18 protein-coding genes, 1 pseudogene and 1 riboswitch are annotated in these 19,042 nt (G+C 61.6%); of the genes and pseudogenes, 6 read left to right on the top strand and 13 right to left on the bottom strand.

From position 1 onward, the window contains the following. Positions 1 to 425: 425 nt before the first annotated feature. Complete coding sequence (locus tag ACREYQ_RS33915) at positions 426 to 623, top strand: hypothetical protein (protein ID WP_432263419.1); 198 nt, start codon at positions 426 to 428, stop codon at positions 621 to 623. Positions 624 to 817: 194 nt separating this feature from the next. Further along, complete coding sequence (phaP, locus tag ACREYQ_RS33910) at positions 818 to 1,384, top strand: TIGR01841 family phasin (protein ID WP_432263418.1); 567 nt, start codon at positions 818 to 820, stop codon at positions 1,382 to 1,384. Between the two features lie 516 nt (positions 1,385 to 1,900). On the opposite strand, the pseudogene ACREYQ_RS33905 reads toward phaP, so the two are convergent. The 4 genes and pseudogenes from ACREYQ_RS33905 to ACREYQ_RS33890 all read right to left on the bottom strand — a co-directional run. After that, a pseudogene (locus tag ACREYQ_RS33905) lies at positions 1,901 to 2,185 on the bottom strand (IS110 family transposase); the annotation flags it as partial. A gap of 17 nt (positions 2,186 to 2,202) precedes the next feature. Beyond that, positions 2,203 to 4,257: a hypothetical protein gene (locus tag ACREYQ_RS33900; protein ID WP_432263626.1), complete on the bottom strand. Its 2,055-nt coding sequence runs from the start codon at positions 4,255 to 4,257 to the stop codon at positions 2,203 to 2,205. Positions 4,258 to 4,803: 546 nt separating this feature from the next. Beyond that, positions 4,804 to 4,992 carry a hypothetical protein gene (locus ACREYQ_RS33895; protein WP_432263625.1) on the bottom strand — a complete coding sequence of 63 codons (189 nt, stop codon included), beginning with the start codon at positions 4,990 to 4,992 and terminating at the stop codon, positions 4,804 to 4,806. A gap of 432 nt (positions 4,993 to 5,424) precedes the next feature. Beyond that, positions 5,425 to 6,549 (bottom strand): hypothetical protein, encoded by a 1,125-nt coding sequence (locus tag ACREYQ_RS33890; protein ID WP_432263624.1) that lies wholly within the window; start codon positions 6,547 to 6,549, stop codon positions 5,425 to 5,427. A gap of 184 nt (positions 6,550 to 6,733) precedes the next feature. Between ACREYQ_RS33890 and ACREYQ_RS33885 the strand changes: the two genes are divergently transcribed. From ACREYQ_RS33885 to ACREYQ_RS33870, 4 genes are all read left to right on the top strand, one after another. Beyond that, positions 6,734 to 6,979 carry a hypothetical protein gene (locus tag ACREYQ_RS33885; protein ID WP_432263623.1) on the top strand — a complete coding sequence of 82 codons (246 nt, stop codon included), beginning with the start codon at positions 6,734 to 6,736 and terminating at the stop codon, positions 6,977 to 6,979. A 188-nt stretch (positions 6,980 to 7,167) separates the two neighbouring features. Then, on the top strand, positions 7,168 to 7,437 hold the full coding sequence (locus ACREYQ_RS33880; RefSeq protein ID WP_432263622.1) for a hypothetical protein: 270 nt from the start codon (positions 7,168 to 7,170) through the stop codon (positions 7,435 to 7,437). 361 nt (positions 7,438 to 7,798) lie between these two features. After that, positions 7,799 to 7,864: riboswitch (Fluoride riboswitch) on the top strand. 95 nt (positions 7,865 to 7,959) lie between these two features. Then, on the top strand, positions 7,960 to 8,724 hold the full coding sequence (locus ACREYQ_RS33875) for a hypothetical protein (RefSeq protein ID WP_432263621.1): 765 nt from the start codon (positions 7,960 to 7,962) through the stop codon (positions 8,722 to 8,724). A 311-nt stretch (positions 8,725 to 9,035) separates the two neighbouring features. Then, on the top strand, positions 9,036 to 10,601 hold the full coding sequence (locus tag ACREYQ_RS33870; protein ID WP_432263620.1) for a CHAD domain-containing protein: 1,566 nt from the start codon (positions 9,036 to 9,038) through the stop codon (positions 10,599 to 10,601). Between the two features lie 48 nt (positions 10,602 to 10,649). Here ACREYQ_RS33870 and ACREYQ_RS33865 read toward each other — a convergent pair whose 3' ends face one another. The 9 genes from ACREYQ_RS33865 to ACREYQ_RS33825 all read right to left on the bottom strand — a co-directional run bounded on the left by ACREYQ_RS33865 (position 10,650) and on the right by ACREYQ_RS33825 (position 18,876). Further along, positions 10,650 to 11,087, bottom strand: a complete 438-nt coding sequence (locus tag ACREYQ_RS33865; protein WP_432263619.1) for a universal stress protein — start codon at positions 11,085 to 11,087, stop codon at positions 10,650 to 10,652. 867 nt (positions 11,088 to 11,954) lie between these two features. Then, complete coding sequence (locus ACREYQ_RS33860; RefSeq protein ID WP_432263618.1) at positions 11,955 to 13,361, bottom strand: hypothetical protein; 1,407 nt, start codon at positions 13,359 to 13,361, stop codon at positions 11,955 to 11,957. Between the two features lie 286 nt (positions 13,362 to 13,647). Continuing rightward, a complete protein-coding gene (locus tag ACREYQ_RS33855) occupies positions 13,648 to 14,160 on the bottom strand; it encodes a phosphatase PAP2 family protein (protein WP_432263628.1) in 513 nt (170 codons plus the stop codon). 140 nt (positions 14,161 to 14,300) lie between these two features. Then, complete coding sequence (locus ACREYQ_RS33850) at positions 14,301 to 14,645, bottom strand: DUF190 domain-containing protein (protein WP_432263617.1); 345 nt, start codon at positions 14,643 to 14,645, stop codon at positions 14,301 to 14,303. Between the two features lie 53 nt (positions 14,646 to 14,698). Beyond that, positions 14,699 to 15,877 carry an MFS transporter gene (locus tag ACREYQ_RS33845; RefSeq protein WP_432263616.1) on the bottom strand — a complete coding sequence of 393 codons (1,179 nt, stop codon included), beginning with the start codon at positions 15,875 to 15,877 and terminating at the stop codon, positions 14,699 to 14,701. A 79-nt stretch (positions 15,878 to 15,956) separates the two neighbouring features. Continuing rightward, positions 15,957 to 16,736 carry a hypothetical protein gene (locus ACREYQ_RS33840; protein ID WP_432263615.1) on the bottom strand — a complete coding sequence of 260 codons (780 nt, stop codon included), beginning with the start codon at positions 16,734 to 16,736 and terminating at the stop codon, positions 15,957 to 15,959. 5 nt (positions 16,737 to 16,741) lie between these two features. Next, a complete protein-coding gene (locus ACREYQ_RS33835; protein ID WP_432263614.1) occupies positions 16,742 to 17,212 on the bottom strand; it encodes an HAD family hydrolase in 471 nt (156 codons plus the stop codon). A gap of 36 nt (positions 17,213 to 17,248) precedes the next feature. Then, the gene (locus ACREYQ_RS33830) at positions 17,249 to 17,665 is read right to left on the bottom strand and encodes a universal stress protein (protein WP_432263613.1); all 417 of its coding nucleotides are present in this window, start codon (positions 17,663 to 17,665) and stop codon (positions 17,249 to 17,251) included. Positions 17,666 to 17,676: 11 nt separating this feature from the next. Continuing rightward, positions 17,677 to 18,876: a cation:proton antiporter gene (locus ACREYQ_RS33825; RefSeq protein WP_432263612.1), complete on the bottom strand. Its 1,200-nt coding sequence runs from the start codon at positions 18,874 to 18,876 to the stop codon at positions 17,677 to 17,679. Positions 18,877 to 19,042 lie beyond the last annotated feature (166 nt).

Here is a 19,042-nt window from a genome sequence, read left to right as displayed (position 1 = left end):
CCATCAGCCTCTGATGCCTCTCCGGCGGTACCGCCGAGTCAACCACCCCGTTCCCCCCGCTTATCCTAGCCGGCGCAGCGACTTAGCTGGGCGACAACATTTCGTCAAAATAGGATAACGATGCCTCATTTTCAAGCGCGCGGTGCATGGCGCGCTGCAACGCAGGACAGTCTGAACATGCGAGCCAATCCACGGCGCTACGCGCGCGTGGACGTCGATCTGCCGACGACTGTCTTAAAAAATTCATGTCACATCTTGATAATTCGTATAGGGCGGTATTGAGTGAATCTTCCCGGCGCGCGCGGTACGCGCCCGGTGATCAAGCACCTTGCAGAGGCAGCGCACTTCGCCGCATCGACCAAGCGCCCGGCGCGACGACAGTCGTTGACGCTTCCCAGCAAACTAAAACGACGCAGGAGACGCACGTGCTGAGTCCTCATGAAATTGCCGCACTCATTCTGATCAAGGAAGCCCCGAACCCGGAGGAACTGGACCCCGTGGCTATTGACACGCTGCTCGCGCATCATTTTGTCACACTGGAAAGCCGGCCTTCCGGCCAAGCGTGTCCCCGCCTCACCCAGCGCGGCGATTCCCTTCTGAAGGCCGTCGGGCGGTTCCGCTAAGGCGCTGCCCTGCCCACCCCGCATTACCGTCCCAACTGTGCCGACGTCGTTGGCCGCAGCCCAGCCAGCAGGCTGTGCGCCTCCGCGCGTCGCGGGCGGGCGACGCTCCGGGCCAATGCGCACAACCCTGTCGCGCCGCTGTGGCGGCATCATGCCGCCACAGCGGCCGCCGGGTCCAACCTCAGGAGTCCATCATGCCTACGTTGCCCACTGAACAGCTTACGGCCCTGCAAGCCGCCAACTTCGACCTGCTGTTCGGTCTGACGAACAAGACCCTCGCCGGCCTCCAGAAACTGGCGGAACTGAATCTGCAGACGATGAAGGCGACCTTGGCGGAAACCCAGGACAATATCCAGAAGGCGTTCGCCGCCAAGGATATGCAGGAGCTGCTGGCGCTGCAAACCAGCCTGTTGCAGCCGGCGACCGAGAGGGCGCAGGCGTACCAGCGCCAATTGATTGAGATCACCTCGGCCACCCGAGCTGAATTCGCGAGAATTGCTGAAGCGCAGTACGAAGCGAACAAGCGCAAGATGCAAGACGTCGTCGACAGCGCCACGAAGAGCGCCCCGGCCGGCTCGGAGGCCGCCATAGCCGCATGGCAATCGGCGGTAAGCGCCGCCACCAGCCTGTGCGACACGATGCAGCAAACGGCCAAGCAAGCGATCGAAATCACTGAGAGCAATTTGGACATCGCCGCCGCCGCGGCATCGAACGCGGCCCGGCAAGCGACCGCGCAGGCTACGCGCGCCGCCAAGCGGTAGCGCGCAACGCGGCTTTGCCACTGAGGCGCGCCCGAACCTGCTGGCCTTTCTATGCCTCTTGCCGGGACCCGATTGGCTATGCGTGGCGCGCAACGGGGAGCCACGCTGCCAAGCGGGCGGGACCAACGGCGCGTGCTCGCGACCCGCCACTGGCCTGGCGCGGGCGACGGGGATCGCCAGCGTATCAGTTTCCGCTTGGCCGTTCTGTAAGCAAATGTGGGCTTCGGTGGCAGGCTCCGGGAGGATTGGGCCGTGCGGGCGGTGTACCCTTAACTCGCGTCGCCGATCCACTGGCCGCCTTGTCCCCACCTGGTGGTGATAACGCTGTGGAAAAGTGGTGCGGTCCCTTGTGGGAGGCGGCTGGCGGGGTGCTGCCCAAAAAATGGGCAAGTCGCATTTCGGCGACTGACTACGCGCACGGCGGGTGCCGCAACGCCACCCGGATCTGCCATGCCAACACCCCCGAACGACTGGGTGGCCGGTGCAAACGGGAAGGCCCCCCGTCGGCATGGCGATGCGCGAGACGCATTCAGCCGCCTGCTGGTGCTCGCCCTTGAGCGGCACGAAACGCATGCTGGGTCGTGTCACCGCCTCGCAGATGGCCGCGGCATCGGCCGCATCGTTCTTGCCGCGCTTGCCGGACATATCGTATGGCGCCACCAGCTTCGGTGCCATCAGCTTCACAGTGTGACCGTACCGCTGGAACGTGCGCGCCCAGTGATGCGCGCCCGAGCAGGCGTCCATGCCGATCAGGCACGGCGGCAACTGGGCAACAAGCTCGACCAGTTGATCTCGCGAGACATTCGCGGCTCGCCGCCTCACTCGTCCGAAAGCGAAGCTGTTTGGGCAGGCGCGGGCCTCTGGCGGAATCCCAAGGAGACGCCGCCGGTGATGATGCGCCGGTCGTTGCGCTGGAAGATGCGGACCACGGAAGCCGCTGCCAGCTTTATGGAGGGCGGCACGCTGAATGTGAGCGTGCACAGGTAGCGCTCGCCTTCCTTGACTCCGAAGCCAACCGACGACCTCGGCATGAGTAGCCGCCAGAATCCTCCGGCGCTGTCCCCTCCATAGACGACAGGCTGCGGCCCAGAATCGAGTTCAGTAGCTTTCCGGCAGTGCCATTCCGTCCCGGGTGTGGTGACGATCTCCCCCAACTCGCAATCCCCGGCCCGAACAGTGACCCGGCACCGCCCAGTGAATACGAGCGCGCCTTCCGGACAGGGCTCGCGGTCTGGCCCCTTCTTCGTGTGGAGGGGTTCGATCTGAAGGGACATGGACAGCTCGACGAGCTCCTTAGGTTTCTCGACGATGATCTCGAGATAGCGCGCCTTGCTCCAAACGCTTCCGGCAATGAATGAGAAACGAATGGCGCTAATCGCGTCTGCGGTCAGGGGGGCGTAACTCAGGTTTCGCTGGGTGATGTTATTGCTTCCCCAAAAGTAGCTTCCATAATTGCAGGCATTCTTGTCCCCCTCAGCCGGCACGGGGATGCTGTCAGGCCCGCCGGCGGAGTCGTTGTTGTCGGCCAAAATCTCGGCCAGTAGACAGGGGTGATGCCAGGCGTTTGGGTCGGGGATTTGGGCCGCCGGCCAAACGACTGGCCCTATGATCTTTGTGCTCCCTGCGTTGATGTCGGTCGGGGTTGACGTGCCGACATAGTAATGGCTGCTCTGCAGGTCCGGAGTATTCCAGTCGCCTGGGTACCAGTCCTGCGGGTAGCGGAACTCGAGCCCGGGTAGGGCATCCAGGGAAGGATAGTTCGCGACGGTGGCGGCCAACTTGACGCTGCGCGCCTTGTTTGGGCCAGCGTTCGTCACTCGAGCGTAGACATAATGATCGGTGATCCCGTCGCGAAGCAGATCCTCATTGACAAAAGTTGTGTCGCCGTCGGGCTGCCGTCTTACGATCAGGTCGACATACTCCCAGTGATCTCCCGGGGAAGGGACGTTCCCTACGTCGGTGCTGGAGTCGCGCACGTACGCATCTGCGGGATCCACGGACAAGCGCGAGCAGAAGATCTCCTGGACACCTGTCCGCGTGTCGGTCCACAGCGGGAAGAATCCGAGCGAGCTCGCATCCAGGCCGAAGTAGTCTCCGATGAACGTCAGGTTCATATCTCCATGAGCCCAGACCTCGTCAACCGTCGGATCCCAGGCCTGATCGGTAACTGTTCCTCGATTATCGAAGGCAGCGCCAGAATTGGTGGAGACACCGAGAATCACATCGATCAAGCCGGGGGCGAACTCACCGCCGCCCCTCGGGCCAAAGATATAGAACGCGCAGCCCACTGCACCCGATGGTGTCGCCATGAGTTGGGGATGGAACTCATGCTGGTTCGCGGCTGATACATTGCCGCCAGTAAAGAGGGGATCCCCAGCGGCGCTCCCAACCCAATTGTCGCCGAGGTTGTTGGACCGGCGGTAGTAGATCCGCGACACCCCCTCGCGGTAGTCAGCCCAGGCCGCGACGATGTGGTTGCCTGTGCCGGCGCACGCAGTCGGCAGCGTAAACGTGCGAAACTTGCCGCCGCCCAGCTTGCCTGGAATTGGGGTGATGCCCGACGCCACCGTTTTCACCGCGGAGAAAGTGTCGCCGCCGTCCGTGGACTTGACGAACTTGATCGCATCTCCTCCATTCGTCCAGACAATAAACACTGTGCCGTCGCGCGCGACGTTTATCTCCGGCGATCCCGAGTCGTTGATACCCGGGATCGGAGTCCCCGCTGGCTGGTCGCCTCCCACACTGATGCTCACCCAGCTCGCACCATGAGCTTTCGTTCTGGCGAAGCAGAGTTGCGATGTGCCAATCCCACCGGAATCCCAACAGGCATAAACCCGACCGTAATACGGGCTGGTCGGGTTGGTGTCGCCCACGGCCCACTGCTTGTCGTCGCCGTGAACATCATGAATATGGTTTGGGGCACTCCATGACTTCCCGCCGTCAGTAGATTTGTAGACCACCATACCGCGCAAATCGTAGTCAGAGAGGGGGCCGAATGGCAACGCGAACAGATAGACGTTGCCGAGGTCGTCCCAGGCCAGCGCCGGATCCGAAACCCCACCCAGTCGTAGAGTAGCCCCAGAGGATTGGATTCCTCCCAGGACTGGCCTCCATCGCGGCTTACGTACGCGATCAGCGAAAAGGCATACGTTTGCGGGTTCGTGAATTTCTTCGATGCCCCAACCATGTGGTATGGATCTTTCGGGTTGATTGCAAGCGCGGACTCACTCTGATCATTGGAGGGGCTGACGGAACAGGAGACTCGCCGGTTGCATCGCGGGCCAATGATTGCATTGGACATTTTTTTACTCCTTCCCTAAGGAAGCGTCATAGTTCCGCACCTCCTTACATTGACCCCATGTTATATAAATCCGAAGATTTATGATCTGAAGAATTTTTCCCACAGGGATAAAATCAATTCAGAATGTTTCATATCTGATATTACCCGCCGCCTGGTCGCAGCACCGCCAAGTTGAAAGCAACAAAGCCGCCGTGAAGACGCAGCCTTCAAAGCAGAACATCGCCGCACCGATCTCCCCCGCCGAGACCCTGAAGAACGGCGACAAGAACAGGAACGATACCTGCCGGAACGGCGGCGAACTACCCATCGTCCACTCGGTTGATCTTTGCGGCCCCCTGTTGCCTCGGTGAGGCTGAGACCGCCGGCGGGAGCTGGTAAGATGCGGCGGGTGCCCGATGGATGTGAACAACGTCTGCTGGCCGAGTGTGCGGGGTCGCTACAGAGCCCATGTGGGCACCCACCCTACCCTCAAAGTTCATCATGCCAACCGAACCGAGAAACTCGGGCTTAATACGCGGATAGGCTGTCTCGTGAATCGCGGTCATCGGCCACCAAGGTTGCCGCCCGCAATGCCGCCTGACATCAGCCGTTGCGCGCCAAGCCGGGGCGGGCGCCCACCTACCCAACAAATGCTGCGAACAGTCTGGGGCACGCCAACGGCCGGTGCGCGCTTGGGGCATTCGAACAAAGCCCAGACGCTGCCGCCACGAAGGGATCGCGGCGGCAGCGAATTGCCCGGTCAGTTGCTAAAAACGCCGATGCCCGGCCCGCTTGGCGAGGACGTTAGCGGCATGAAGATATGATTGGTCTTGGGATCCACCACCACGGCCTTGCAATTGGCTCCTGCTGGAACGTTTTCGATGAAACTCATCGACACAGCATCGATAATGCCGAGCATCGGTGTCTTTTTGGTGTCCTTCGTACCGTCCTCGGTCATGTCCCGCGCACCTAAATAAAACCGCCGATTGCCCGGATTGTAGGCTACATAATTGGAGCCGCCAATTTCGTTGATGGTGCGCAAAATCGTCCCATTGTTCGCGTCCATGATGATCGTCTTGGCCTTAAACCCGGCGGCAATCGCGTCATCGCTACAGCCGACGAGAAGATGTCCCGAGGGGCCGAGTGACAGACCGGCCGGAAAACATTCGGGCGTCGGATAATGCGCCACCACGGTCTTCGTGATCGGATCGATCGCGGCAACCTCTCCATGTGGGTTCTCGCGGGTGGCTCCGACGGAGATCAGATAGCGTTTCTGAGCAGGGTCGTAGACAACGCCATCAAGCTGCTTGGCTTGAAATTCGAGTTTCGATACGATTTTTCTGGTTTGCGGATCGATGAAACTGACGAAAGGTGGGGTGTCGTTCTTGTTTGTTGCCAGGACGATTTGATGGTCTGGATCATAGACGACAAAGTCCGTGCGTGCCTTGCCGCCGGTTGGGATGGTCGCAATATGCGCGCGCCGAACCAGGTCAATCACCTTGATCGTGCTATCTCCATCACCAACCCAGAGTTCGTTCGAACCCACCATCTCCAGGGCATTGGGCCCCGAGGCGTTGTTGTTCAGCTTCTGGCCGGAAAACACCTGTCCGGCAAAAATTCCCGAAAGTTGTCCGACCACCTTGTTATGGTCGATATCGATGAAGTCGATCCCTTTCGTCGATCGGTTGCCGAGATAGTAAAGTCGACGCGCCACGTCGACGTAGGAACCATCGAAATAAAAGCCCGTGGTCGTTGTCACGTTTGGTATCGAGATGACGGCTTTGAGCGTGGTAGGTGTGGTCGGTGTGGGTGTTGCAGCCCGAGCTGCGGTTCCGAGGATCGCGGCCGCGATCCCCGCGCTTGCCATCCATGTCGCACGGCGCATGATCTTGTCTCCGATTGCTATTCGCGATTTCAATGGCCTCATCGCCGTCGTCATAGGGCGTGCGCGCTCGGCAGGCGTTGTACCCGCTGACAAAACCGTGAGGTTGATCGGCAGTGTGGGGCAGACAAAACATCACGAATAATCAAAACAATTGATCGTTACCATAAGCAAACCGCTATACCTCTTGCAGACACGCGGTCAGCCCGAAGCGGGGTCTGAGGCGGCGCTCGCCTACTTGTCCGTGGCGCTGGGGCACCCGGTCCACGCGCACTGGACGCTGGCGCGTGTCAGGCGGCGCTGCGTGTCGCTGGCCGAGGCCAAGGCCGCGCCGCCGGCGGTGCTCAAGCTGCTGCTGGCGCACGATGGGACAATCGAGTACTGGGAACGCGGGCCCCTGCGCACGGGACGCCCAGCCCGGAGACGTTGCTGACCCGGCTGCTGCACACGCACCGCCGCCGCTTCCGGTCTGGCGCCTCCTCACCGAAGGTGCCGGCCGTGCGGGCGGCTGCCGATGCGCGGAGCCGCCCGCATCGCCTTCGTGGCTGGACACACAGGGCTCCGCTGTGACGCGACCGCGCCGGGCGCTCGGCGCATACGCTGCGCGCCTATGGAGCCGAATTGCGCCGCCTGATGCGCTGGTGCAGCGTGCGCCAGCTCGGGCCTTTGTCCGATTTGCAGCGCCACTCGCCTACCGCCAAGCGCGGCGAGCGCGGCACAGAGGCCGCCCCGCCGCCGGTTGGTCACCTCAGCGAGGCCACCCGCACGCGTGCGCTGGCGGTGGTGGCGAGATGCTACCGCTACTGGTACGACACCGGCTACCTGCACGCCAACCCGGCCGCCGGCGCTGCTGACCGCGTGCGATGCGTGGCTCAATGCGCCGGAGCCTGACGCCGCTAGCACGCTGACGGCAGCATGGCGGTGCGAAGGCCGCCGCGTGCGACGCGCCTCACCACAGGTGTTTCGGCGTCTTTCGCCTGCTACTTCCCGCGGCGCCGACGCCGGTGGCGGCCGGAGAGGCCGGAATCACCCCGCGTGCACAGCGGTGTCTCATGCAGCACACACACTGCCGCCGGTTAGACTGATGCGCCTTGCGGCGACACTACGAAAACCAGGACCGGCATACTGCAGTAGCGCCTGAACTGAGTGCTATCTCGCCAAGACGCTAGAAAAAGACGAAACGTACGAGCATTGTGCTCATCTGTCCTAGTCCGACCCTTCTTGCGGTCAGGCCTGCAATCCACCAAAATAGTACCTGTGTGGAGATGGCATGCCTCCCTTCAACCGCCAAGACTTGGCTAATGATGCCTACTAATACATTCCCGCAGCCGGGACGGTAGGCAAAGATAGAACGCAGCCAAGCCGCTCTGTTCTCCTCGCCGTTCCAAACTTGACTCCTCACGAGGCGGAACGGTGTCTCTCACGGTCCCTGTGCCACATTGGCAAGCGCATCACGAACCAGACGCTTGCCTCCCCTCTTCCTGTTCACAGCCGACCGAGCTGCGACTGTCCGGCCGCGAGATCAACTTTCTGTGGTGGTTTATCCAAGGCAGCATTATGGATGCCGAGGTCCGGCGGGCGCTGCGACGCGCCTGGGGCTTCTGCCCCCGCCATATGGCGGGATGGCTTCTTGTCGAAGCCGCCTTTCGTGGCCATTATCTGCACGGCCCTGCCGTGTTGTTCGATGACCTCATGGGACGGGCCGCGTCCGCCAATGTCGACGTGGGGCCGATGGCGCGCCGGCGGCTAGTCCATCAGTTGCGGGCTTATCAACCTTGCTATCTTTGCGGCATGGGATTGAGTTCATCCTCCCACGGATACGTACCGGAAAGCCGCTTGGAACAGGGTCGCAATTGTCAGCCGTGGTGTGACTTCATGGGCGAAACATACGCGTACTGGCAGCCGCACGTCTGCGGTATTTGTGCTGGCAGCTCGGCTATTGCAAGATGTCGCCAACACCTTTGTGCGGACCTCTCGAAGGCGAACGTTACCGGGTTCACAGCGAACCGACAACTTATCCAGGAGATTGCCCGCCATGTTCATTGTTACAACCAGTCGTTCAGCTGGGAGCATCGCGGTAACGATCGTGTGGAGGATCGTGCTGCACTTGTGAGCGCGGCGGGCTGGTGTAGCGGGTGGCAGGCACTGCTGGTGCTCCCCTTGCAAGGCAGGAAATGAGCCCGCTAGTGGCCGGCGGGAACGGCGGGAGGCAAATTCTAATGCCAAGAGCAATTGGACCTTCTCATTGCTCGCCGGCATGCGCAAGGTGCTTCGGTGGAGTTGCCGCTGATGAAGCCGGCAGTTCCAGGTGTGCCTCGACCGCTCTGGGTGTCCGATCAATCCGAAACGGGCGTCGCCACGGCGTCCGCAACGATGCCTTCCAGCCATGTTCGCACATGCACGGTTCAGACCGCTCACTGCGGTGCCCCCGCCTTCACGAGCGATGGAGTTCTAGATTGAACTGACGAGGACGGCACTGCTGCAAGATCATGGAATCGGAACTAAAGCTGTTGCTTGATCCAACCGACGTCCAGGCGCTTCGTCGACATTCCCTGGTGAAGGCAGCCGCACTCGCCGAGCCGAAAACGCTCCAACTGAAGAGCATCTATTTCGATACGTCTGAATGCCTGCTCAGACAGTATGATCTTGGGCTTCGCGTGCGACGCGGCAATCGAATTTGGATCCAGACTCTTAAAGCAGGCAACAGCATGGCAGTGGCGGGCCTCCATCAACGCGGGGAGTGGGAATGCCGCGTGCGGGGGCCAAAGCCAGACTTTGCGCGGTTGCGGAAGCTGATCGGGGGCACACAATGGGCGACGATCCTGGCCTCACCCCAGCTCTCGGACAGTCTGGCGCCCGTCTTCGTGGTCGAAGTCGAACGGACAACATGGCAACTCCAGTTACCGTGCGGCGCGCATGTGGAACTGGCGCTAGATCTTGGTGAGATTGTTCGCGAGCCGATGCGGGAACCAATTTGCGAAATCGAGCTCGAGCTTCAGTCTGGCCGTCCTTCCGCCCTGTTTGACTTTGCACTCGAACTTCAGAAATCCATCCCATTGAGGATCGGAAGGTATAGCAAGGCCGAAAGAGGCTACCGATTGTGCAACCCGCAAACGATGGCCGCCACGAGGGCAAAGCGAATTGTGCTTGATCGAGACATATCAGTGGAGAATGGATTCCAGTCCATAGTCACTAGCTGTGTGGAGCAGATCGCGGCAAACGAGGATGGGGTCATGCACGGGGCCGATCCGGAGAGCGTGCATCAGCTGCGGGTAGGCCTGCGCCGGATGCGTTCGGCTCTGCAGCTGTTCAAGCACATTGCGCCTTTGCCGCGCGGTCTTGCCGACGACTTTGCGTGGTTGTGCAGGAAGGTAGCCGATGCACGGGACTGGGAGGTATTCGCGCTTGACACGCTTCCCAGCCTGGCAATTGCCGCCCTGGCTTCGAGCGCAGTGGCGCAGTTGCTGCAGATTGCCGTGACGATGGCGAGCGAGAAGCGCAAGGTTGCCGCGAAAGCGATCGCCTCCGCACGGTATGCCCGGTTCACGCTTACGCTTGCCGCGTGGGTGGAAAGTGGACGCTGGCGGGAACGGCTGAAAACACCCGACAGAGGGAGGCTATCTGAGCCGCTCATACAACAGGCGACGAAGCTCTTGGGTCGCCGGCACAGAAAGCTGCTGAAGTGCGGCCGGCGAATGCAGGGTGGAACGCCGCGAGAGCGCCATCGTATTCGTATCGCGGCAAAGAAACTCCGCTATGCGACGGAGTTCCTCGAAGCGCTGTTACCTACCGAGCTTGGGAAGGCTTATGTAAAAGGGCTAAGCGCGCTCCAAGACGCGCAGGGGCACGATAATGATGCCGCCGTTGCCAGGGTGTTGCTCGAAGAGCTCGCACGGAAGCATCCAGAATTGGTGGCCGCGGCCAAGGCACTTAGGCAATACCTTTCGAGCCAAAGCAAGGAACGGCGACAGACAGTCCATCACGCATGGGAGCTCTTCCTCGCGAGTCCACCGCCGTTTGCCCGTGATCGGCTGGCATCCGATCGAGCGGCATAATGGTAAGCCAATGAGCGCCGTGCCGGTGGCACCCATCTGCGGCGCGGGCTATCGGTACACCAGCACAGGAATCTTGCTGTGAGTGAGGACTTTCTGCGTCTCGCTACCAATCAGAATGCCTTGTATACCGCGCCTGCCGTGGGAGGCCATCACAATGAGGTCACACTCGCGGTACGTTGCGGCTTTAATGATCTCCTCGTACGGATGATCGCTGATCTCATAAGCCGTCTCACATGTCACGCCAGCCACCGCCGCGTCTTGCGCAATGGCGGTGAGATAGCGCTCGACGCTCTGACGGGCCTCCCGCGCATACTGTTCGCGAGCGCCCGCCAGCGTTTCGGTCTCCATGGTCAGGTGATGGTAGTCAGGGATAACACGCAGTGCCGTGACTCTTGCATTCATTTCCCGAGCAAGCGCGATGGCCTTCCGGAAGGCGGATTCCGACAAAGCTGTCCCGTCGATTGGCAGTAGAAGATGTTTGAACATGGTTAATGTCCTGGTCTGCCCGGTGTGGGGGCCCTAGTTGCGGCACCGTCCAGCACCAGCGAATTAAGGGGACATCAGAACATCGCGCAGCGCGGTTTCAGGCGACGGCCACCGGCAATCGTCATCGAGTTCCCTGGTGTCTCTGCACTCCGTCCTATTAATCACAAGTATAGGATCCGGCCACCCCGCTGGGAACCTTCGCGTCGCAGGACTGTCAAGCGGGAGCGCGCTCGACAAACTTCTCGGCAGGTAAGGTTGCGGCCGTTCCTGGCTTACCCCGAGCTTCATATACCTTTGCCCTTTTCCCACTGGCTCACTGGGCCCGCAACGGTACTGCAGCAGGGCGCGGCGTGCATCAATTTGGCTCTTTCTCCCCCGCCTCCCGCAGGTAGTCCTACGCCTGATTGAGTCGAATCCGGCTCTCGTTGTCGATGCCCTCGGCTATCCCTGTTCTTGCGCGTTGGCCTGCCGGGTACCCTTACCGCTTTCTCGGCAGAAGAATGGCCCATGCTGTCACGCTAGCGATCGCGCGTCTGGGGTGCCGCTCGGAGATCTGTCTCAGACTATCTGCTGGGCTTCGACGCGCCTCAGGCTGCAAACCAGCTCCAGCCCTTCTATCACGTCTGACGAGTGGCAATGCTCGCGGTCAACCAAGGCCTGTGCAGTCTCAGCCTATGCGCGTAACCCGAGCAAAAAAGTTGCCCACATTCAATCTCAGACAGGGGTGAGGCAAGGCGTGCAACAGCTTGTCTCGATCGATAGTCAGCGTAGTCAGCAGCGCCGAGGTTTTTCCGCAAGCTTGGCAAAATTCGGCCTTCAGGGGACTCGGAACGAAGCCAGCCGAGCAGAACTGAGGTTGCACCTTCATCATGAATAAGGGGTAGAAATGAAATCGTCTGGACTGGATCCACAGAACCGCCGCAGTGCGGACCTCCAAGGGCCATCGGGACATGCCAGGGAGTCGGTGTCGCGAGTAGTGGCGGCGACGTTGAGCCATTGTCCGAGCGCCACCTCGAGCGCAATCAGCTTGTGTCGCTGTACCTCCGCAAGCATGGCTCGAACCGATCTTGGTGCCATCACGTAGGCGAGCGCGAAATGCTTCATGCAGAGGCCATGACCGCGCGCAAGCGCATCGCGGTGGCGCTTTTCTCGAAGCAGGTTCAACAATGCGCCGATCGAACGGTCTTGAGCGATTGCGAGACGCTCGCAGCCCGGGCAACGCATCGATCTCTCCGCCCGGATGCGCCTCGTTTTCGCCGGCTTGGCGCTCCACTGCTTGCGCGGTCGACGTTTCCTTATCGCTTCCGGGAGGGCGGTGGTCGCGCTCTCAATGGTCTGAATCTCATGTCTTAGGGCTTGACGCGCGACGTTAAGCGCGTGCTGGATGACTGCTTCCGTTATGCCCCGATCGCCGAGTTCCGCAATGACTTGGATATGTGCGGGACAGGTCGGAAAAAGCAGCCATTCCTCCTCACGATACCTGGCGGCAAGCCCCACGGCGCGGATCCAGCGGCGTCGTGCCCAGTAATGCTCGTTGCAAAGCGGGCAAAAATCGGGATGCCCAAATGTGTGAGTGAGACTACCATCAGATTCGGCCGTAGCTCCTTCAGCGTTGTTTGACGTGGAGGTTCCGAGCCATTGCTCGCCAGCGACTAGCTTGAACGCATGCTGCAGACAAGCACTTCGACTGCTCACCGAAGCCACGTCGGCACTCACTGCGTTATGGAGCTGCTCGTCCAGCCATATCGCGCTGGCATCCAAGGTCGCGCCATAGTGCACGAGCGCTGCCATGCGGGCCTCTGGCTTTAGCTCTCGCGTGGCCGCCAGGGTATGCACTACGCAGAGATCGCTCCAGTAAGTGAATTCATCCGAAGACATTCCACTGCCCAACAATCGGCTGACTTGGCCTACACGCCGCGCCACTCGGCGCTCCTCGAACCAGCAGGCCGGACAAGACTCGGTGGCAGAGAAAAAAATCCGCTGGAAGGGTTCCTGCTGGAACTGATCCTCGGCGAGCAACGGGAGAACACGGAGAATCACCTCCCGAAAGACCTTCGTTACCTCGAGCGACAACTGCGCCTGTGTCGCCAGGAAGGACCCATGTCGAGAACAGAAGCCAAGTGCATCCGTCACTGCTTCGCAAGTCGCCGCAAAATGATTGGGTCCGCCAAAGGCACGAAGAATATAGTCGCGATCACTATGGCTCCTCGCCCCGCAGACCCAGCAGCCACAAGTAGCAAGGGGCGTTACCGTCGTTCCGGTTGCGAAGTCCATGACTAAGGCCCGTCAGTCCACCGGCGCCCGGCTTGACCGCGGGCCGCTCTGATGTTGCGGACAAACGCGCGGGACGACGCTGAATCGGTGGGCCGCAGAGCCGGTCTCGCTGTGCGTGTTCATGCAGGCACCGGAAAGGGTTTCCCTACTTATAGGCCTCATGTCGCAGGATGGCAACAAAGGCATTGCGACTCGCGCCTGTGATGCACAGCGCCGGCCGTAGCTCGACTAAGCAAGGCTTCGCGCAAGATGCTGCGCTTCAGTCGGTATCGATTTTGATCAGTTCCTAACGCCATGATCGCGCACTCCCAATTGCCCGGGCGAGCTCAGGAGCCGCACTTGCGATCCAATCTTGGATGGGTGCAAGGTGCCCATAGCAAACGCACACGATGGCCACTGCCGCTGCGGCGAATCTCACAGACGTTTGGCGTGGCTCGCGGCGTTCAAGGAGGATAAGCAACACAGCGCTGACTGCGGAACCAAGCATCCACCCAGCGATGACCTCGGATGGGGTGTGCGCACCTGTTGGGACTCGCGATAGGCCGATCAGGGCCGCAAACAGAAACCCACCTAGCGCCGCCCACATCGAGGCGCGTGACCCTGAACGACTTAGGGACAGGAAGAAAGCAAGCGGATATACAGCGCCAGAGAGCATGGTATGGCCGCTGATCACCGTGAAACCCACCTCCGGGATCTGCAAGCCCCAGCCGGCATAGGCAAATTTTGTTGCGCCTACGAGTCCTGCTGCCAGTGAGAAGAAGACAAACCAGGCGATGGCCAACTGTTCGTGTCCTGCCATCATCAGCCACACCAGTATTGCAGCGGCCAAAGGCAAAGTCAGAAAAGGGTCACCAAAGTTGGTGACGACGTGCCAAATAGACATATGCGCAAATGAAGTTGGCCTAGGGCGATCCAAGGGGAAGCTCCGCCTCAGGCGTGTCAAGCCGGTGCCGGACCCTCCTTGGGTGCCGCCTTGCCAAGAAAACCGAATTCCACCGGAAACTTGGCGTAAAACACCTTCACGTTCTCGGCGGCCAGCCGATCAAATAACGTCTGCACTTCCGCCTCCGTTGCGATCATGGTGATCTCCTCCGGACGGTCGGCCAGTTCGACGAAGTGCCAGCTATGGAAGCGGTGATCGTGCCCGATGCCTTCGGCCGCCACCAGATGCGTCGCTCCACGGAAGTTGAGATCCCGCATGACCTGCAGCAGCCAGTGCGATAATTGCTTGCCGTGGTAGCGACGGTTTTCGACCGTGTACAGGGTGACTTGATAGCCACGCATGTCCCTCTCCCCATACGTTTGCAGCGCATCAAAGCGACGCGGCCTCGCCTGATTCAGTGTACGTCACCTGGGAAGGTTGCAGCGGGCGGCTGGCGCATATGCCGGCCCGCCGCGACAAAGGCCGGAATCGCAATTACCTGGGTCACGACGCAAAATCCTACGGCCCAGCCCACATGCTGCTCATAGGCCCAGCCAATGATCGCGCTGCCGAGGAACCAGCAGATGCCGTAGCCGGCAGTAAAGAGCCCGAATGCGGAGGCACGGCGTCGTCGGTCCACCAGCGGCGCGACAGCCGCCGGAATCACCGACTCATGCACGCCCATGCCGATGCCCCAGATCACCGCCCCCAGTACGGCCGAGCCGAAACCGCCGAACCAGACCAGCGGCGCATACAGCCAGGTAAAGGCTGCCAGCCAGACGATCACGCGAAAGCCGTACCGGTCGAAGAGACGGCCAAAGAGCAGTGAGGCGCCACCGCTGCTGGCCATGGCGATCACATACAACAGCGGCACCCAATGTGCTGAGAGCAAGCCTGAGCTGGCGAAGTGGAAGGCAATCAGCGGGTAGTCCGCGAAGCCGGCGGCGACCAGGCCTGCCGCGCCAAGGTAAAGCCAGAATGCCGGCGGCAGCGCGGTCAGCGATCCGTTGACGTCGTGCGGCGGCGCAAGGTCCTCCGGCTTGGGATAGGTCAGGCGTGCCAGCATCACGCACATCAGATTGATTGCCGCCGGGATCGCGAGCACGGCGAACGCCAACCGGTAATCATTGCGCGTTGCCAGGACCACCGCCACCACCAGCGGGCCAAACATGGCCCCGAACTGATCGAGCGCCTCGTGGATGCCGAAGGCCCAGCCATAGCCTCCCAGCTGCTCGCCCGCATGAGAAAGCATGACGTCACGCGGCGGGTTGCGGATGGCTTTGCCCACGCGTTCGAGGACAATCAGACAGGCGGCGGAGCGCCAGTCATGGGTCAAGGCCAGTAGGGGTACGGCCAGCATCTGGATCAGGTAGCCAGCGATGGTGGTGGGCCACAGCAGGCCGGTGGCATCGGCAAAGCGGCCCGAGACGACACGCAAGCCGTAGCCCAACAGTTCCCCGAAGCCCACGACAACACCGAGCACGGCGGCGCCAACGCCGAGCGAGGCCAGGTAAGGGCCGGTAACGCTGCGCGCGCCTTCATAGGTAAAGTCGGCGAAGAAGCTCAGGACGCCCACCAGCAGCACGAAACGCATCGCCGAGCGCCTGGGCGGCGCCGATGCTCGCGCGAGTGAGGTACTGGCTCTCATTTCCGTCTCATGCCCGCCGCGACGCTTAGTGCGGGGGCGCCTCCGCCTCGGTGCATCGGCTGTTCCCTCCGGACTGCCTGGCCCGTTCGCGCGACGCGCCGGCAGTCCAAAAGTCCCAGAGCTGGCCCCAGCCAGCCACCCAACCCGCCGCCGCGACCAAGGCGGCGCGATCCTCGAGGGTGTCGGTCCCCTGATAGTCCACCGCAAAGGCGCGCTCGTAGCGGCCCAAGCGATCGGCTAGCCTGCCGATCTTCGCCTTCTCGTCCTCGAAGGCTCTGTGCTCCCACGCTTCTTGGGCTTCCAGGATATGCCGCCGGCACAGCACGCCACCTGGGGCGCCAGTGCAGGTCGGGCACACCCAAGATCGCCAACCGTTATAGGTCGTGGCCATGAAGGCACGCAGGTTGGTTTCATCACTCGCGCACAAGTAGCGCTCGTGCGGGAGATCGCCGGTGGTCGAAGCATCGAGTCCCATCGCGCAGAAGTGGCAAGGGCGCGTTGGCGTCAGCGCGTGACGGGTGCGCAGGTCATGCAACGGCCACGCATACGCATAGGCCGCCACGGCACGCTTCAGCAGGTCGTGAAACAGAATGACCGGACCGTGCAGGTAGTGCGGACGCAGCGCATTCTCAACGATCAGCACGGCCAGCGTGTGGCGTTCGCAAGGTCCCCAGCCGCGCCGCAGATCCTCGCGCACGGGGGCGTTCATCAGGCTGCCCTGGATGAACCACCACAAGAAGTTGACCTCCCCGGTCGACAGGGGCGGCGTGATGGTTCTAACCGGGGCGGTCTGGGCTTTGCTCATGATGGTCAGGCACGCAAAGTCGCGAGCAGGCGCTCCGGGAACAGGAGCAGATCCAGGGCGGTATGGATATGGGGCACCACGATGTCAGCCGCGCTGAAGAGCTCGCCGGCCATGCCCTCGCTGCCCAGCACCGCGATGGACAGTCGTGCCGCGCGAAGCATATAGAGATCGTTCCTGCCGTTGCCAATGGCCACCACCGCATCGTGCGGCAACGAGGTCAGAAACGCCCGTTTAGCCTCGACCTGCCCCGCGCGCGGCAAGGTCTCGATCTGGCACGCAAGCGCGCTCAGTTCGCGCTGGGCGCTGCCATAGGTATCCCCGGTGATCACGTGGATCCGCAGGCTAGCGGCGAGCTTTTCGATCCGCTCGCCGACACCAGGTATCAACCGGCCGTCCACGGCCAGGGTGCCATTGAAGTCCAGCGCCAACGTCGAAACGGTCAATAAGCCGAAGCCCGGAATGTCCGTCTCAATCATGTTCGTCTCCACGTTCCACGCGATGCATCAGATCGCTCACCTCACCACGAGCACCGGGCAGTTCGCGTGGTCAATCACGGCCCGGGCGACTGACCCCACCAGCCAGCGCGCAATCGGATTGCGCCCACGATGTCCCATCACGATGAGTTCGGCGTTCATTTCGTCGGCGAAGTCAACGATCTGCTCACTCGGATGACCCACGCGCACATGAAAGTCGGGACTGATGCCCTGTGCCTTGCCCCGTCGGGCCAGCGTGGAAAAATGCCCGGAATAATACGCGCGGGCATGCTCCAGTTCGGCCTCGGTGCCGACGTCCTCCGCAATTTCCGGGGGCCGCGCCACCGACAGCACGTGCAGGACACCGTGCTGGCCCGCCAGCAGCTTGAGCGCCATCTCGAACGCTTTCTCTGCCGGCGGTGACACGTCATAGGGAACCAGGATGCGGGAGAACATGACAACCTCCGTCATTCGCTCGCAGAGGCCTCGACCTCGGCTTGCGGGGCGGATGGCTCTGTCTTGTGGATCAAGTGGTGAGGCAGGAAGAACGCATTAGCGATCAGTGTCGGCACGATCGCACTGCCGATCACGGTGGCGACCAGGTAGGAGTATTCGGCCTGGTCGATGACGCCATGGGTGAGGCCGAACAAGGCTGAGATGCTGCCGAAGGTCAAGCCGGTGGACATCAACAGCGTCGTGTACAAGGCCTCGCGCTGACGGGAGCCGTAGAAGCGGGTCGCCGGATACACGCCGATGAACTTCATGGCGACCTTGGCGCCGAGCAGAATGAGAAAGGCCGTTGGGGCGGTGGCCAGCGCCCCAACGGACACAAAGGAGCCGGCGCGGATAAAGTAAAACGGCGTGAGCAAGCCGAAGGTCAGCGTGCGCAGCCGCCGGACCAGGGCATGATCCTTGCCAACGGTGCCGGCCAGCACCATGCCAACCAGGTAGGCGGGCAGCACTGCCTCGCTGCCCGCCCAGGTCGCCAGAGCGCCCAGGCCAAACAAGACGAGCAGCAAGTACTTGGCTTCGAGCTCAGAGGGCCGGCCACCGTACCAGCGAAAGAAGCGCGGCGTGAGCCAGGGCAACACAAGAAAGGCAATGACCCCTCCGCCGAAGAATACGGCCGTGCGCCAGGTAAAGGGCGAGAAGATGAAGCCCAACGCCAGCACGGTGCCCAGGTCATTGACGAAGCAGGCGGCCAGCAGCGTCTTGCCGTAGTCAGTCTTGTTCAGGCCGAATTCGAGCATGACGGCATAGACTACCGCGACAGAGGTGGTGGACAACGCAATGCCCGCCAACCAGCTGGCCGGTGTGGACCAGCCGAGAAGGAATTTCGCGGCAACGAAGCATCCCAGGAAGGGAATCAGGAAGCCGATCAGCCCTACGCCGGAGGCTTCGCGCCAGCGCAGGCGAAAGACCGCGGGATCGAGCTCCGCCCCAGCCAGGAAGGTCAGGATCACGGCGCCCGTGCCCGACAGAAACTGGATCCACGTCGTGTCGGTTTGCAACAGGCTACGCCCGATCAGTGCGCCAATGATGAGCTGGGCGACGGTGCCCACGACGATCTCGGAAAGCGCCGTGGCGATCCGCAGCCAGATCGATATCAGGGTGGCCAGCAAGGCCAACCCCAGCCAGAGCGCGGCAATGGGCCAGATCTCGCCCATGATTCACCCGTGGCGCGGCAGCCGGAGGGAACATCTCTGGCGATGGCCCGGCAAGATCAGGAGCGCGCTGGCGAACAGCGTGTAACAGGCGAAGAGGAAAGGTAGCGGATGGGCCATGATGCACGTCCTTTTCTGGCACAAGAAGGGCATGCACCGGCCTGAAGGG

Origin of the sequence: Cupriavidus sp. TMH.W2, assembly GCF_050847365.1 — a bacterium.
Lineage (GTDB): Bacteria > Pseudomonadota > Gammaproteobacteria > Burkholderiales > Burkholderiaceae > Cupriavidus.
Note: the sequence above shows the minus strand (reverse complement) of the source record. Positions and strands in the feature narration are given on the sequence as shown.